We start from the raw sequence: 17,017 nt of genomic DNA, 5'->3' as shown, positions 1-17,017 counted from the left end.
CAATTCGGAATAAAGAGGAAAGCCATGGCAAAGGTATTAGCAAGACAGATCAGAGGGATGGGCTGGAGTGCCAGGATCGGGCTGATCACGATCTTCACCCTGCTCTTGAGCGTATTCGCCTACGAGGGGTTGTACAAACCGATCTTCGCCGGGGCGGCCACCACCATCTACAACTTCAACCTGGACAGCAGCGCGGTAAGCCTGGGCGCCGACGGGTCGACCAACACGGCCTCCAGCTCGAACGGCACCGGGAAGTTCTCCATGATCACCACCACCCCGGCCACCAGGGCGAGCAACATCGGCTCCAACACGCTCGCCTCCGGCTCGGCCGAGACGACCATCGGCACGATCTACGGCCCCGCCTACGCCACCCCCCAGAACCTCACCAGCCCCGCCCTCCAGCTGGCAGTTGCCCGCAACTCCAGCCAGAGCACGGAAACCTGGAAGGCGTACCTGTACGACTACGATCCGGCCGGTGGCGCAGGTAACCAGGTACTCCTCTGGACCTCCGGGACCGCGACCCAGAACAGCTCCACGGCGAGCAACGTCACCCTGAGCCTCGCCGGGGCAACCCAGAAGACCATCGCCGCCGGCCACCGGGTGAAGATCGTGGTGGTCGCCTACGGCACCTCCGGCAACACCGCCAACCTCTATGCACGGTACAGCTCGAGCGTCTACTCCGCCTTCACGGTCACCGAGGCGAGCGCAGGCCCGTCGGTAGCTTCCGCTTCCCCTGCCACCGGGAACCCCGGCCAGACCCTCAACGTCGGCATTACCGGCAACGGCTTCGTGAGCGGGGCGACCTCCAGCTTCGGCGCCGGTGTCACCGTCAACTCGACCACCTACAACTCGGCGACCTCGCTGACCGCCAACGTCACCATCGATCCGGCGGCCACCCTCGGCGCCCGCACCGTCACCGTCACCAACCCGGACACCACCAACGGCAGCGCCAGCATCTTCTCGGTGATAAGCGCCAGTGCCCCGGCCATCGCCAGCGTGACCCCCTCCTCCATCGGACAGGGGGCGAGCAACGTCGCCATCGCCGTCACCGGAACCAACTTCAACGCGACCTCGACCCTTTCCTGCAGCAATGCCGGGGTCACCATCGCCACCACCTACGTCGACGCCACCCACCTGACCGCCACCGTGAGCGTCAGCCAGGGCGCCACCGTGGGCGCCGCCAACCTGACCGTCACCAACAGCTCGGACGGCTCGTTCTCGACCTCGAACGGCGCCCTTACGGTCACCGCGGCCCCGACCGTCACCGCAGCCGCCCCGGCCTCTGGCGCGCTCGGCTGGACCGGCAACGTCGTCATCACCGGTACCGGCTTCCAAAACGGCGCGGCTGCCACCTTCACCGGCAGCGGCATCGCCGTCAACAGCACCACCTACACGAGCGCCACCTCGCTCACCGCCAACGTGACCGTCGCCGCCAACGCGACCCTCGGTGCCGGGAAGATCCAGGTCACCAACCCCGACCGCGGCGTTAACGTCAGCGCCGCTAACCTCTTCACCGTGGTGGACCCGGCCGTGGCCCCGACGATCACCGGGCTGTCGACCACCACCCTCGGCCAGGGCGCGACCGCCAAGACCATCACCGTCAGCGGGACCAACTTCGTGAGCGGCTCCGCGGTATCCTTCAGCAGCGGGAGCATCAGCGCGGTGTCCACCACCTTCGTCAACTCCACGACCCTCAACGTCACCCTGACGGTCAGCACCTCGGCGAGCGGAACCACCAACGTGACGGTCACCAACCCCGACACCCAGGCGGCGACCCTCACTAGCGGCATCACCTTCACCTCGCGTCCCGGGAGCTCGCTGAGCGCATCCCCCGCCAGCGGTTACGCCGGAGTGACCGGCCTCGACGTGACCCTGACCGGCTCCAACTTCCAGACCGGCGCGGTGGCCACCTTCGCCAACACCGGCATCACCGTGAACAGTACCACCTACCTGAGCGCCACCCAGGTGAAGGCCAACATCAGCATCGCGTCCAACGCGACTTCCGGCGCCGGATCGGTGGCCATCACCAACCCCGACGGCGGCACCCGCAGCGTCAACTCGGTCTTCACCGTCACCCCGGTCGCCGTCTTTTCCGCCGACCAGGCGGTCGCCCAAGGGGAGACCACCAGCGTCAGCATCACCGGTCAGGGCTTCACCGCGGCTGCCACCGTGGCGGTGTCCGGGACCGGCGTCACCGTCAACGGGGTGACCTACGTCGATGCCAACCACCTCACGGTCAACCTCACCGTCTCCCCGGCCGCTACCGTCGGCAGCCGTGACGTCACCGTCACCGTCGGAAGCTACTCGGGCACCGGCACCGGCATCCTCGCCGTGACCGCCGGCCCGGGCATCGCCTCGCTTTCCCCGGCCTCCGTCCACCAGGGCGACCAGAACGTCGACGTCACCATCAACGGCACCAACTTCCAAAACGGCGCCACGGTGCAGCTGAACGGCAGCGGGATCACCCTCAACTCGGTCACCTACGTGAGCGCCACCCAGCTCACCGCCAACGTGAGCGCCGGTCTCAGCGCGGCGGTCGGAGCCCAGACCCTGACCATCACCAACCCCGACGGCGGCAAGATCACCGGCGGATCGCTCTCCACCGTTCTCAACGCGAGGACGGTTTCCGGCGCCGTCTCCTTCACCCAGATCACCACCAACTCCATCTCGATGGTGATCTCCTACACGGGCGACGGGGACAACGACGGCTCCTGCACCATCGCCTACGGCGCCACCCCGAGCCTCGAACTGGGGAGCATCACCGCCCTCAAGGGGAGCGGGTTCTACTCCGCCACCCTCAGCAATCTGGCCGGCGGCGCCAACGGCACCGGCAAGCTCTACTACATCCAGGTCACCTACAGCGATCCCGACGGCGTCGTGGGGACCAACCCGATTTCGGTGACCCAGCCGACCCGGGCCAACAAGCTGATCCACAACAGCCAGAACACCTACTCCACCAAGTGGGCCCAGGGGTGGGGGATCGAGGGGGGCAAGTACGGCGCCTTCACCTGCGTCACCTGCCACAACAAGAACACGGGCAACATCAAGATGGTCGCCGAAACCATCACCACCCCGTCCCTGGAGAACTGGAGCTCCTCCGGCTCCAATGCGCTGGTGGTCAATTACCTGAACCCCTCCACCGATCTCGGTAACGACAGTGCCCACGCGGTCTCCACCAACGTCTGCGAGGCCTGCCACTCGAGGACCGGCCACCACCGGTACAACAACCCGTCGGCCAGCCACAACGGCACCACCGACTGCACCGTCTGCCACAGCCACGACGAGGGCTTCATCCCCTCCTGCAAGACCTGCCACAGCACTCCGCAGGGGGCAGGCGGCTACCGCCGCCAGGTGGTTGGCAACGGCGGCGACTTCTTCACCAACATGTCCGGTCACGGCAATCTGGCCGACCTGAGCTCCAAGACCTGCACCGCCTGCCATGACGCCACCCGCCACCAGGACTTCTCCGACGGCGTGAGTGTGGCTCTGAAGAACGCCGACACCGGCGCTTCGGTGGTCTACGACGGCACCAGCGCCACCGCCGCCGCCACCGCCGGGGCCTGCCTCTCCTGCCACGACGCCGACGGCGCCACCGGCATGGGCGTCCTCGCCTTGGCTCCCTTCACCGCCTCGGGCGACTACAAGGCGCCGACCAACATCAACCAGTACTGGCCGGCGTCCAACGGCGCCCACGCCACCAAGATGCAGTGCTTCAACTGCCACGGGAACTCCAAGGGCATCGACGGAAGCACCACCAATCCGCGGTACAACGGCCACGCCTCCGGACAGAACCACGTCCTCCAGGACAAGGCGTTCGACGTGACCAACCCGAACAACTACTGCTTCACCTGCCACAAGTCGACCTCGACCGATCCGAACAAGTCGTTCAAGAACATCTCCGGCGAGTTCCGCCTCGCCTACAAACATGTGACCCCCAGGTGCTTCGACTGCCACGGCGACGAGAGTAACGCCACCGACAGCCTCCACTCCCTGAGGGCCGGATCCCATATCGCCGGTTCCCCTGCGGTAGCCAACAACATCTCCAACGCCACCGGCATCGACATGTCCTGGTCGATCACTTCCTGGGGGGGCGCCTCCGCCTCGACCTCCCTCGCCTCCAACCAGGTGACCGCCGAGTACCAGGTCTGCTTCAAGTGCCACGGCGCGACCGGCACCGGCACGAGCCCGGCGGTGAACAACTCCGGCTACACCGGTTCCGGCTCGCTCACCAACCTGGCCCTGGAGTTCAACCCGAACAACTCCTCCCGCCACCCGGTCGGGACCCCGCTGGCCGCTGCCAGCCAGCTCCTCTCCACCAGGCTGCAGGGGGGATGGACCCCGGGGATGGTAATGACCTGCTCCGACTGCCACGCAACCGATTCCACCGCCTCCAAAGGGCCGCACGGCTCCTCGGTCAAGTGGATGCTGGCCGGAACCAACAAGGCGTGGCCGTACACCTCGGCGGCCAGTAACGGCGCTTCCACCGGCACCTATTTCCGGCTGGCGTCCTACAACACCGGCGCCGGGACCAAGGACGGTCTCTTCTGCCTCAACTGCCACCAGGTGACCGGTACCAACCCGTTCCATACCGCGAGCGGGGTTACCACCGGCACCCACTACAACAACGCCAACATCCCGGCCTGCGTCAACTGCCACCTCCGCGTTCCGCATGGCGGGAAGATCCCGCGTCTGCTGAAGACCGCCAACGCGCCGGCCCGGTACAAGGCCTCCGGTGCTGCCGACTCGGTCACTTTGACGACCATCACCGGCAAAGGCGCCGGCAGCCCGAGCGGCAACTTCAAGTGCTCCAGCACCACCGAGCACTCCGGCGGTACCGACGCCTGGTAGCAGGCGTCGGCAACCTCGAGCGAAAATGGCCGGGGGGGATATCCTCCCCGGCCTTGCTCTTTAACGGCAGGCCGCGGAAAGCGACCGGACCTGTTTTCTTGATGACAGCCCGGCCGGCGAATAGCGGCCCGGCCTTACTCTTGGACGTAACACTGGCCGGAAGACAGCGACCCGGCCCCGGAAGCGGATGAACAACCACGATCGAAAGCTCCCTCTCGGCCTGGCCGCCATCGTCCTCGGGACCCTCCTTCTCTACCTCCCTGCGCTGGGCAACGGCTTCGTCAACCTGGACGACTACTTCTACGTGGTCAATAACCCGGGGATCGCCCAGGGGGGGAGCGGGCTTCTCCGGTTCGCCTTCCTCTCTTTCCACGCCGAGCTCTGGATCCCCCTGACCTGGCTCTCGCTGGCCCTCGACCATGCGCTCTGGGGGCTCAACCCGCTCGGCTACCACCTCACCAACGTCCTTTTCCACGCAGCCAACTCGGCCCTCGCCGCCCAGCTGGCGGTGCGTCTGGTGGAGGCCGCCCGGGCCTCGGGGGCGGGGAGGGAGGTCTCGCCGCTGGCGGTGGGGATGCTGGCCGGTGCCTGGTTTGCGGTGGCCCCGCTCCACGTCGAGTCCGTGGCGTGGGTCACCGAACGTAAGGACGTCCTCAACGGTTTCTTCGCCCTGGCCTCGCTCCTCTGCTACCTGAGGTACGCCGGGGGGGACGGGAGCGGGCGCCGCTGGTATGGCGACCGCCGGTACTGGGGGAGTTTCATCCTCTTCGTCCTGTCGCTCATGGCCAAGTCGATGACGGTCACCCTCCCCCTGGTCCTGCTCCTCTTGGACCGGTACCCGCTCGACCGGCTCGGCAAGGGGAAGGTGGCAGCTGCGCTCGTCGAAAAGATCCCCTTCTTCCTCGCGAGCCTCGCGGTAGGGGTGCTGACCGTGGCCGCCCAGGCGGGGACCATGCAGTCCTTTGAATTCGCCTCCCCGCTGACCCGCGTGCTGGTGGCGGGGCGGGCTGGCGCCTATTACCTGTGGAAACTGGCTTGGCCCTCCCGGCTGATCCCCTTCCACGTCCACCCGGGGAACACCATCTCGTCGGCGGACCCCGCCTATCTCCTCCCGCTCTTGCTGGTGGTTTCCCTCACCGCGGCGGCCGGCTGGGGGTGGGCGGCCGGGCGGGCGAGGCTCTTTTCCGCGGCATGGCTGTTCTTCCTGGCGACCCTTTTCCCGGTGCTCGGCTTCTCCCAGTCGGGTCCCCAGGCGATGGCCGACCGCTTCACCTACCTTCCCCTGCTCGGGCCGGTGGCGGCCTCTTCGGTGGCGATCACCCGGGGAGTGGCACTTTGCGAGGGGAGGGGGGTACGCAACCTCCTGGCCGGGCTGGCCGCGCTGGCCCTGGTCGCGCAGGGGGCGGTCACCTGGCGGCAGATCGGCTTCTGGCGCTCCACCGAGACCCTCTGGAGCCGGGTCGTCGAGGTCGCCCCCAACGAGTCCGGGCGGGCCTATTTCGAGCGGGGGCAGCAGTACGTGAACGAGGGGGCCTACGCCAAGGCGCTCCCCGACCTGACCACCTCCTTGGAGATCGCCCGCGCCAAGGGGTTCAGGAACATCCACCGCATCTACGGCCTGAGGGGGAACGCCTACCTGCAGCTCGGGCGCTTTCCCGAGGCGGCCTCCGACTACAGGCGGGCGATCGAGCTCGCACCTCGGCCCGAGCAGGAGTACGCCGCGGGCCTCGCCGCTGCCTTGCGGGGAACAAAACAGAACTAGTTTTGCAGGAGCCAATTGTGGTAAAGAATATTGTGATGAAAAGAACAGTTACAGCAATTCTTGTTATACTTACAGCCGCTCTTGGTACTCTCTCAGGGTGCAAGGGTACCGGCACGGAGAAACAGCCTGCACCGGCATCGCGCCCCGCTCAGAGTGCGGCTGACCCCGCCACTGCGGTCCATGACCAGATCGTCCGGTACAACCAACTGCTCAGCGAGGGATACAAGAAGGGAGACGTGACCCGGCTCCAGGAAGTGGCCGATCCCGAACAGGCCCAGAAGGTTTACTACCACATGGCCGCCCTTGGGGAGGGGAAGACCCGGATGGTCTCCGAGCTCAAGAAGATCACCTTCGTCGAGACCGGCATCTCCACCCCCTCGAAGGCCCGGGTGACCACCCGCGAGATCTGGGACTTCGCCTTCGTCGATTTCCAGAGCGGCAAGATGAAACAGGAGGTGAAGAACTACCTCTACCAGGTCCAGTACCAGTTGGAGAACCGCAACGGCAGCTGGATGATCACCGCCATCGACGCCACCGGGGAGGACCGCAAGGAGGTCCCTTCCTGGAACCAGATCCTCAACAAGCGGTGACCGGGAGGGTGGGGAACCCTCCCGCTTCCCCACCGGCAAGGAAACGATGTCCCTTTCGAGCAGATCCAGCCTCATCGCCACCATCATTCTTCTCCTTCTCGCCGTGTCAGCCCTTTTCGCCCTCGACCGCTACGGAAAGTCGCGCCGCAGCTGGGGAGCCTATGGACCGCTCGGCTCTCCGCAGGCGGCTATCCGGCTGACCGGCCGCCCCGAAGAGGCGGTGGCGGTCTGGAAGGATGCGCGATGCCGGGGGCGCCTGGTCCTCTACGTATCCGGCCGCTGGCCGAGCTTCGTCCCGGGTGAGCGGCTCTCCGAGGAGCTGTACCGGGATTACCCGCTGAGGCTCTACAACACCGCCCGCCGCTTCGAGGCCGAGGCACTCGATTCCACCACCTTCCTCTACGTCGCCGCGCTGGACGGCATCGCCCGCGGCATCGTGGCGGTCCTCCCCGAGGAGGAACTGGCCCGCCAGCGGGAAGCCGCCCGCACCTCCAAGGATGGCCGGGTGGACAGCCGCGGGGTCTACCTGCCGCGCGAGGGGTATCCCCGCTGGTTCACCACCGCGTCGCTTCTCGCGCCCCCTTCCGAGCCGGTGCTCCTCTACGTCGGCGCCTCCTACTTCGTCAAGGGCGATCCCGACACCCTCTACCGCCAGCTGTCGGCGGCCGGTGTCCGCAGCGACCTGGTGATCCTCTGCCGCGAGGAGGGTGGGACGGCTACCGCACGCGAGGCCGAGCGCCTGGAGAGGTTTGCCCGTCTGGCCGGTTTCCAGGGGGGAGGGGACAAAACGATGGGAGGAACGCCATGAGACGCTACGGCACCTTCCCGCTCGCCTTGGGGCTTTCCCTCCTGACCCTGCTGTCGCTCCTGCTTAACACCGTGCAGCTCGGGAGCCAGCCGGTCTCCGGCGACGACTTCAGCGTCGCCATCTCGGCCATCAACTACATGGAGTCCGGGCAGCTCGGCCCCACCATGTGGAACCACCCCTGCCTGCGGAACATCCTCGTTTACTGGGCCCTGCGCCTCTTCGGAACCGGGGTTGTGGGCGCCAAGGGGGTGAGCGTCCTCATGGGGACCCTCTGCACGCCGCTCGTGGGGATGATCGCCTTCCGCCTGTCGAAGCAGCGGACGGTGGCCCTGGTGGCGGCCTTCCTCTGGGCGATCGACGCCCTGGTGGTGGATTTCTCCCGGCAGGGGATCAACGACATCTACCTCGCCTTCTTCCCGCTGGCCGGGATCTACCTTGCCCTCAGGTTCCGGGAGTCGGGGAACCATCTCTGGCTGGTGGCGGCCGGCGCCTTCTTCGGGCTGGGGCTCGCCTCCAAGTGGAGCGTCGCGTTCCCGCTCTTCGCCACGCTCGTCCTTTTGGCCGTTGCCCACCTGAGGGAGCGGCGGCGGGAGGGTGGCTCGCCGCTCGGGGGATACTTCCGGCTGTCGGTGCTCCTCGTGGTGCTCCCCGCTTTGGTGTATCTCCTGACCTTTCTCCCCTGGTTAGGACGGGGGTATTCGCTTTCCGAGTGGGGGGAGCTGCAGCGGAGCATGTTCCTGGAGACCTCACAGCACACCGGCTACCGTCCCAAGCCGTGGGACGACCATGACCACCGCGCCTGGCGCTGGTTCGTGGCGCCTTCGGTCTTCGTCGATCCCTTCGTCAACATGGACCTCCTGGAACGTCCCGGCGCCCCTGCCGATCCGGAAGAGGCCGCCATCACGGTCGTTTTGGGGTACGCCAACCCCCTGGTCTGGTTCCTGGTGCTCCCCGCGGTGGCGGCCCTCCTCATCCGGGGGATTCGCACCCGCGACGAGGGGACCCTCTACCTCACCGGGATCTTTCTGGTCTCCTATCTCCCCCTGGCGCTCTCCACCCGTCCGATCTGGATGAACACCTCGCTGTCGGTCCTCCCGTACGCGCTGATCGCGGTTGCCTGGTGGATGGTCTCCCTCACCGCGGGGAGTGCGCGGGGGAAAGCCCTGCTGGCGGGATACCTGGCCCTGGTGGTCCTGGTGGCGGCCCCCCTCTACCTTTTGGCGGTGGGGAAGGGGAAAGCGATTCCGGGTCTGAGGAAATACACGGTGGACCGCTACCTGACCCAGCTCAAAGAGCGAGGCTCGGGGGTAGCTCCCCCCGCCGGCGGCAGTCACGGCACCAAATAGCTCCCAATACTTTCCCTCCCCTTTGAAGGGGGAGGGACCTGCAACCGAAGATCGGCACCAACCGGAAGGATAGATGAACGCATTAGCCAAAAAACTCACCTCCCGCTCGACCGTGATCGCGCTTTTGTCGCTGATCACGGCGGCGCTCCTGGTGGCCCTGCTGGTCCCCCAGCGCGGCACCAGCGGCGGGAAGGTCCCCGGCTGGGTGGCCGCCCTCCCCGGGCAGCTCCGGAGCGTGGTGGAGTGGCTCGGGATCGACAACGTGGTGGGGAGCAGCTGGTTCCTGGTGGTGGTCGCCCTCTTCTCCCTCTCGCTCATGGTATCGACCTGGAACCAGCTCGCGGCGGTGCGGGGAGCCGCCCGGCGTCCTCCCCGTGCCGATGCCGTTCCCGATGGCCCGGCGGTCGAGGCCCCCTTGGCGGCGGTCGCCGAAGTCCTGGAGAAGGGGGGATACCGGCTCACCGCCAGCAGCGGACCCGTCCATCGCTTCGTGAAGTACCGGCTCGGGTACTGGGGGAACTTCCTCCTCCACCTTGGGCTCGTGATCGTGGTGCTCTTCTCCCTGGTCTACGTGGTGACCCAGCACCGTGTCTTCATCCGCTTGGTCGGCGGCGAGAAAACCGCCTTCACGCCGGAGACCGCCAGCGAGGTGCTGGGCGCCCTGCAGTTCAGGCAGGAGCTCCCCGCGGCGGTGACCCTGGCCAAGCTGGAGCCCGCTTTCTGGCCCAACGACCGGCTGGCGACCCTCGCCTCCGAGCTCGCCTTCAGCCGGCGCCCCTCCGATCCCCCCGAACGGGTGGCGGTGGCCACCAGCGACAAGTCCCACTACGGCCCCTTCCTGGTCTACCAGGGGACCGTGTTCGGGAGAACCTTCGACCTCGAGATCATCTCTCCGCAGGGGGGGCTCTCCCTGGAACGGCTCTTTCTCCCCTATCCCCCGGCGCGTAACCGGGCGGCCTACGGCGAGGCCACCCTCAAGGAGGGGCTCGTCCTGAAGGCCAAGTACCTGGCCGACGCCTCCCAAAAGAGCGTCAACCTGGCCGATCCCCTCCTCACCCTCCGGGTCTACCGGGGGAGCGACCTTCTCGGCGAGACCACCCTGCGCCGCGGGGAGATGGGGAGCGTCGGCCCGCTCATGGTGCGCTGGGCGCGGGACGCCTGGTGGACCGACATCCTGCTCGACGGCAGCCGCGGCCTGACCGGGATCTTCGCAGGCTTCGCCGTCATCCTGGCCGGGGTCCTCTGCGCCTACTGTCTGGTCCCCCGCGAGGTCCTGGTACGGGAGGAGGGGGGACGGGTCGTGATGCAGCAGGTGGTGCGCCGCTTCGCCGAACTCTACCGCGACGAGTTCGACGAGCTGGTGGCCGCCCTGGCTCCCTCCCTGCCGGCCGGCGAGGAGGGCGGGTGAGGCTCTTGTCGGTGGTGATACCGGTCTACAACGAGCGGGAGACCATCCTGAAGCTCATCGAGCTGGTCCGGGCGGTGGAGATCCCCAAGGAGATCGTGGTGGTGGACGACTGCTCCACCGACGGCACCAGAGAGCTTCTGGAAGCGGCCGCTGGGGACGATCTCCGGGTCGCCTATCACCCCCGTAACCTCGGCAAGGGGGCGGCGCTTAGGACCGGGTTCGCCATGGTCACGGGAGACGTGGTCCTCGTGCAGGATGGCGACCTCGAGTACGACCCGCGCCAGTATCGCAAGCTGCTGCAGCCGATCCTGGAGGGGAAGGCCGACGTGGTCTTCGGCTCCCGCTTCGTGACCGGCGATTACCGCCGGGTGCTCTATTTCTGGCACATGGTGGGGAACACGCTGCTGACGCTTATCTCCAACCTCTTCACCAACCTGAACCTGACCGACATGGAGACCTGTTACAAGGCTTTCCGCAGCGAGATTCTCGGCCGGATTACTCTCAAGGAAAACCGCTTCGGCTTCGAGCCCGAGTTCACCGCCAAGGTGGCGAGGCTCAGGCTCAGAATCTACGAGGTGGGTATCTCATACTCGGGAAGGACCTACAGCGAGGGTAAGAAGATCGGCTGGAAGGACGGAGTTTCAGCGCTTCGATGCATTGTGAAGTATAATGTATTCAACTGAGTGCATATGCTACGGTACCGGCTGACCCTGTCCCCGTGACAGTGGCTGGCCACGCGATGCCTTCCCACCGGCATGCGCCTGCCTGAATGCCGCGCTCAGATACTGTCTCTTCTTCAGGAGAATTATGAAAGGTTCATTTGCACTGGTTACGGGATTCCATTGGGGTGCCGTCATCGTCTATGTAGTAGCTTCCATCCTGTTCATCTACGGCCAGTACTTCGACCGGCCGGCCATGGCAAAACGTGGGCTTTGGGCGCTCTTCCCGGGGCTCGTGCTTCACGGGATAGGGCTGGGAATCTGGTGGCGCATGGTGGGGCACGGTCCCTACATCGACCGCTTCGAGGTCCTCTCCTCCAATGCTTGGGTGCTGCTGGTGGCCTTCCTGCTCTTCATCATCCCCTATCCGCGGCTGAAGACCGCCGGGGTGGTGGTGATCCCCGCGTCGTTCATCCTGGTGGCGCTCGGCCTCTTCTTCAACCCGGAGATGAAAAGCCTCCCCCCCACCTTCCGCAGCGTCTGGCTGGTGCTCCACATCATTTTCTACAAGATCGCCTTCTCGGCCATCATCATCGCCTTCGCCTTCTCCATCTTCTTCCTGATGATCCGGCGGGGGCGCCTGGCCGGGCTGGCCCGCAAGCTCCCCGACCTCCCCGGCATCGACATCTACGCCTACCGCTTCGCCGGGTTCGGCTTCACCTTCTGGGCCATCGGGATGCTGGCCGGATCCATCTGGGCCCACCAGTCCTGGGGGATCTTCTGGAACTGGGATCCCGTGCAGACCTGGTCGCTGGTCACCTGGGCGATGTTCGGCATCTACCTTCACCTGCGGCGATTCTTCGCCTGGCAGGGGGAGCGCGCCGCCTGGCTCTTCGTGGTCTGCTTCGTGCTGACCCTGGTTTCGCTGTTCTTCACCCCATTATTCGAGTCTTCGATCCATGCCGAATACTTCAAGTAGCAGACAGGGAACCGTCCGGGGCAGGGGACGCCGGGGGATGAGCGCCGTATGGGCTATGGCCGCCGCAGGGGCCGCGCTCTCCCTGTTCCTCTTCACCGGCTGCCGCGAGAAAGAGTCCCGTCCCGCCCCCGCTCCCTCCGCCCCGGCTGCAGCCGCGGCCCCGGCTCCTCCCCAGGACCCGGCGCTGATCCGAAAGGTGGTGGAGCGCTACAACCAGCTCTTGAGCGACGGGTACCGGAACCTCAACATGAACCCGGTGCAGGAGGCCGCGTCGGTCCAGTTGGCCGAGAAGGCCTACTCGCACATGGCGGCCCTTGGGGAGGGGAAGGCGCGCATGGACTCCCGTCTCAAAAAGATCGACTACCGGAGCATCGATTTCACCGCGCCCACCCGCTGCCTGGTGAAAACCGACGAGACCTGGGACTTTGCCTACCTGGACATCAAGACCGGGGTGAAGACCGGCGAGGTCAAGGATTTCGTCTACCACGTCGCCTACACCCTCGAGGTGAAGGATGGGCGCTGGCTGGTGACCGAGGCGGCGGCGACCTTCGACCAGCCGCGTGGCCGCTGACCGGTGGCGGGAAGGGGCGGGGAGAACGCGATGAGAGGGGGCGGATGGCTGCGGAGTTGGGGACCGGCGGCCCTGGTAGCCGCCCTGGGCACCCTCACCCCGCTCGTCTGGGTCTGGGCCAGGGGGATGACCCTCGTCCAGCGCGACAGCGCCGGTGTCTACGCGCCGTTACGCAGGCTGGCCGGTGAGGCCCTCCGCTCCGGATCGCTGCCGCTTTGGAACCCGTACTGTGCCACCGGGATGCCCTTCTTGGGGGAAACCATCCACGGCGTGCTGCACCCGGTCTCCGTTGCCGCTGCCTTCCTCTTCCCCGGCGACGGACTCGATCCGCTCATGGGCGGTTACGCGCTCTGCGCCGGTTTGGGGGCGGGGTTGCTCGCCGCGGTCTTCGGCGCTTCCCGGAGCTCCTCCGTTTTGGCAGGGTTCGCCTACGGACTGGCCGGGTACCCCCTCTCCATGACCGGCAACCTCGTCTTCCTGGCGGGTGCCGCGACCGTCCCCTGGGTGCTGGCCGCCTTCCGCCTCTGCGGGACCAGGCCGGGGGCCGGGAGCTTCGCCCTGGCCGCCTTCGCGGTAGCCTCGGCGGCCTTTTCGGGGGACATCCAGATGCTCGCGGTTGCCACCGCCGCCGGTCTCGCGCTGGCGGCCGAGGGTGGCGGCCGCCGCGGTCTGGCGGTGGCCTGCGGGGGAGCCGTGGTGGGAGCACTGCTGGCGGGGGTGCAACTCGCCCCCTCCTGGAGCTTTCTGCAGTTGACCAACCGGGCGCTCCCGCTCCCGGACTACGACGTACGCCAGTGGGATCTCGCCCCGTGGCGGCTCGTGGAGCTGGTCTCTCCCGGCTTTTTCTGGTGGCCCCAGGACGGCCCGCAAACGGCGCCGGTTTACATGAGCCTCGGTAATCCCACCTGGTTCAACGTCCCTTTCGCGGAGAGCGTCTTCGTGGGGGCGGGGACCCTTCTCCTGGCCGTGTCCGGGATACGCAGTTCGAGGAGCGGACGGGTGGCGGCGCTCCTGGCGGCGGTGGCCCTCTGGCTTGCCATGGGGCGCTACCTCGGTGCCCGCGCGATCCAGGACCTGGTGCCGGTCTTCAAGGGGTTCCGCTACGGGGAGAAGTACCTCCCGGTGGTGCTCGCCTTCCTGGCCCTCCTTGCCGCCCTGGGGGCGGACCGGGTGGCCGGGGACCGCAAGGTGGCGAGACGTTATGCCCTTGCCGGAGCCGTGACCGCTTCGGTAGCCTTGGCTGCCTGGCTGGCGGCCAAGGCACTCCCGGGGAGGCTTGACCCGGCGGTGGCCTCGCACCTGGCCCACGGCGCTCCCCACGCCCTGCTGGCCGGGGTGGCCGTTGCCGCCTGCTCTTTGGCCGCCATGCGAGGAAGAAGCGCCGCCTGCCGCATCGGCCTCGCTGCCACCGTCTGGGTCGCCTGCTGTGCGGCATCGGGATACGCGCTACGGCCGGGACGGCCCGAGGCGAGGGTGAATGCTGCCCCTCCCGCCATCGAGGCACCATCCCCGGGGCTGCGGGTCTTCAACGCGGGCGGTGTGCCGCAACACGCTCCGCGGCAGGGTTGGGACGCCATCGACGAGCTCGACTACGGGGTCCTCACCAGCATGGCCGCCAACGCCAACGCCAGGTACCGTATCGACAACCTCTCGGTCGACACCGGGCTCTTCCCGATCCGCTGGTTCCGTCTCAACGATGCCCTGGGGCCGGAGCTCGCCCTGGCGGCACCGCGTTTTGCCGTTACCCACCTGGTACTGCCGCGGGGGGGCGCGGACCAAAACCTGCTGCGGCCGATGACCGCGACCGGCACCCTGCAGCAGACCGACCCGCGTAACGGCATGGAGATCTGGTCGATCCTGCACCGCCCTTGGGCTGGCTTCGCCAAGGCCGTGATCCCGGTGGCGGATGACGAACAGGCGCGCGCGGCGCTGGTGGACGAGACCCGGCGCGGCGGACGGGAAGCCATCGTGGAGACCGGCGCGATCCTCCCGGTTGCTCCCGGCGCCGTCCTCTCGCTGTCGCGGCGCGCGGAAAGGATCGAGGTCGCCGGAGAGGCGGCCGCCGGCGCCACCATGGTGATCAACGACGCTTTCTGGCCCGGCTGGCGCGCGGCCATCGACGGCAGGGAGGTTCCCATCCTCGCCGCCGATGCGCTGGTGAGGGCGGTGGTGTGGCCCGCCGGAAAGCACACCCTGGTCATGGAGTACCGCCCGGACGAGCTCCGGGTAGGGAAACTCCTCTCTTTGGCGGGGGGCGTGCTGCTCGTGGCGGGGATTTTCCTGCTCGGCCGGCTCTCGCCGTCTTCCCCTCGGCGGGATGCGGCCTGACCGTCCGGATTACATTAGCTGACACTCTTGGTTTTGTTGAAATAATATTACCAAATGCCTGGAATTTATAACTTTTTTTACTGACAATACCGTACCCGAAAGGGTAAATTGGCAGGGAGTTTTCCATCCGTATTTCCTGCTGCATGTTTGACGATCTAGACCTGGAGCTGTCATGAATATCAAGCGAGTTGCACTCATCACTCCTCCCTACCACTCGGGTGTCGTCGAATCGGCCGGCACCTGGCTCAACGTAGGGTTCGTCTACATCGCCGGAGCGCTCCGCGCGGCCGGTTACGAGGTCGATTACTACGACGCCATGTCGCTTTGGCACAAGTGGCCCGACATCGAGGCCCGCATCCGCGCGTTCAAACCGGACCTGGTCGCCACCACCTCCTTCACCGCCTCCATCGCCCATGCCCTGCAGCTGACCGCGCTGGCCAAGGAGATCAACCCCGATGTCGTCACCGTCCACGGCAACGTCCACGCCACCTTCTGCTACCAGGAGATCCTCGAAGAGGAACACGATACGGTCGACTTCATCGTGCGGGGGGAAGGGGAGGCGACCCTCCCGGCGCTCATCGGCTGCCTTAACTCCGGCGGCGACCCCGCGGCCGTGAACGGGCTCGCCTTTTGGCGCGACGGCAAGGTGGTGGTCACCCCCAAGGCCCCCTACATCCAGGACCTCGATGCGCTTCCCACCGCGTGGGACCTGGTCGAGTGGCCGATCTACTCCTACCGCGCGAAGAACAACGCCCGGCTGGCCATCGTCTCCTCCTCCCGCGGCTGCATGGAGAAGTGCTCCTTCTGCTCCCAGCAGCTCTTCTGGGCCCAGTCCTGGCGGGCGAGGAGCCCGGAAAACTTCGTGGCCGAGCTGGAGCTGCTCCGCGACCGCTTCGGCGTCGAGGTCGCCATGCTCTCCGACGAGATCCCGACCCTGGACCGCGACCGCTGGGTGAGGATCCTCGACCTGATGATCGAGCGCAAGGTCGGCGTGAAACTCCTGATGGAGACCCGGGTGGACGACATCCTGCGGGACGAGGACATCATGCACCGCTACCGCGAGGCCGGTGTGGAGCACATCTACGTCGGCGTGGAGGCCGGGGACCAGGCCACCTTGGACCTCTTCAACAAGAACACCAAGGTCGCCCAGTCCAAGAAGGCGATCGACATCATCAACGCCGCCGACATCGTCTCCGAGACCTCCTTCGTGCTCGGGATGCCGGACGACACCCCGGAGTCCATCGCCGCCACCGTGGAGCTCGCCAAGCAGTACAACCCGGACATGGGTTTCTTCCTCGCCATCGCCCCCTGGCCGTACGCCGAGCTCTACAGCGAGCTGGAGCCGTACGTCGCCACCAAGGATTACCGTAAGTACAACCTGGTGGAGCCGGTGGTGAAGCCGAAGAACATGACCCTCGAGGAGCTCGAGAAGGAGCTCGGCAAGGCGTCGCAGAAGTTCTTCATGCACAAGTTCCAGCACCTCCACGAGCTCTCCCCCTGGAAGCAGGAGTTCATGCTCTCGGTGCTCGATCTCCTCATCAACCACTCCTACCTGGCGGGGCAGATGAAGAGCGCCATGAAGGAAGGGGGAGCGCGGATGCCCGAGGAGGTGGTGCAGCTCATGCGGGCGGTCAACGGGCGCCACGCGGCCCGCAGGGCCCAAGCGAACGTCGACCATCACGCCGTCGTCGCCCCCATCCCGTAGCCCGGTGCCCCCG

At 66.7% G+C, this 17,017-nt stretch carries 11 protein-coding genes; all 11 read left to right on the top strand.

Translation table 11 applies throughout. The features are described from left to right. The first annotated feature begins 24 nt into the window (after positions 1-24). The 11 genes from L4X63_RS03305 (at position 25) to L4X63_RS03255 (ending at position 17,004) form a co-directional block, all read left to right on the top strand. Complete coding sequence (locus L4X63_RS03305; protein WP_250677163.1) at positions 25-4,848, top strand: choice-of-anchor Z repeating domain-containing protein; 4,824 nt, start codon at positions 25-27, stop codon at positions 4,846-4,848. A 187-nt stretch (positions 4,849-5,035) separates the two neighbouring features. Continuing rightward, a complete protein-coding gene (locus L4X63_RS03300; RefSeq protein ID WP_250677162.1) occupies positions 5,036-6,610 on the top strand; it encodes a tetratricopeptide repeat protein in 1,575 nt (524 codons plus the stop codon). 236 nt (positions 6,611-6,846) lie between these two features. Then, positions 6,847-7,200, top strand: a complete 354-nt coding sequence (locus L4X63_RS03295; RefSeq protein ID WP_250677161.1) for a hypothetical protein — start codon at positions 6,847-6,849, stop codon at positions 7,198-7,200. A 46-nt stretch (positions 7,201-7,246) separates the two neighbouring features. After that, positions 7,247-8,008 carry a hypothetical protein gene (locus tag L4X63_RS03290; protein ID WP_250677160.1) on the top strand — a complete coding sequence of 254 codons (762 nt, stop codon included), beginning with the start codon at positions 7,247-7,249 and terminating at the stop codon, positions 8,006-8,008. Further along, positions 8,005-9,354: a phospholipid carrier-dependent glycosyltransferase gene (locus L4X63_RS03285; RefSeq protein WP_250677159.1), complete on the top strand. Its 1,350-nt coding sequence runs from the start codon at positions 8,005-8,007 to the stop codon at positions 9,352-9,354. Before L4X63_RS03290 ends, L4X63_RS03285 begins: the two co-directional genes overlap by 4 nt. A 73-nt stretch (positions 9,355-9,427) precedes the next feature. Beyond that, complete coding sequence (locus L4X63_RS03280) at positions 9,428-10,762, top strand: cytochrome c biogenesis ResB family protein (protein ID WP_250677158.1); 1,335 nt, start codon at positions 9,428-9,430, stop codon at positions 10,760-10,762. Then, positions 10,759-11,445, top strand: coding sequence for a glycosyltransferase family 2 protein (locus tag L4X63_RS03275; protein WP_250677157.1), 687 nt, complete (start codon positions 10,759-10,761; stop codon positions 11,443-11,445). Before L4X63_RS03280 ends, L4X63_RS03275 begins: the two co-directional genes overlap by 4 nt. Before the next feature lie 124 nt (positions 11,446-11,569). Then, on the top strand, positions 11,570-12,400 hold the full coding sequence (locus L4X63_RS03270; protein ID WP_250677156.1) for a cytochrome c biogenesis protein: 831 nt from the start codon (positions 11,570-11,572) through the stop codon (positions 12,398-12,400). A gap of 37 nt (positions 12,401-12,437) precedes the next feature. Beyond that, positions 12,438-12,971, top strand: coding sequence for a hypothetical protein (locus L4X63_RS03265; protein WP_250677155.1), 534 nt, complete (start codon positions 12,438-12,440; stop codon positions 12,969-12,971). A 30-nt stretch (positions 12,972-13,001) separates the two neighbouring features. Then, positions 13,002-15,299: a YfhO family protein gene (locus L4X63_RS03260; RefSeq protein WP_250677154.1), complete on the top strand. Its 2,298-nt coding sequence runs from the start codon at positions 13,002-13,004 to the stop codon at positions 15,297-15,299. A 172-nt stretch (positions 15,300-15,471) separates the two neighbouring features. Beyond that, positions 15,472-17,004: a B12-binding domain-containing radical SAM protein gene (locus L4X63_RS03255; RefSeq protein ID WP_250677153.1), complete on the top strand. Its 1,533-nt coding sequence runs from the start codon at positions 15,472-15,474 to the stop codon at positions 17,002-17,004. Positions 17,005-17,017 lie beyond the last annotated feature (13 nt).

Source organism: Geomonas sp. Red32 (assembly GCF_023652955.1).
GTDB lineage: Bacteria > Desulfobacterota > Desulfuromonadia > Geobacterales > Geobacteraceae > Geomonas.
The sequence above is the reverse complement of the archived record's forward strand: the minus strand, read 5'-3'. Positions and strand labels throughout refer to the sequence as shown.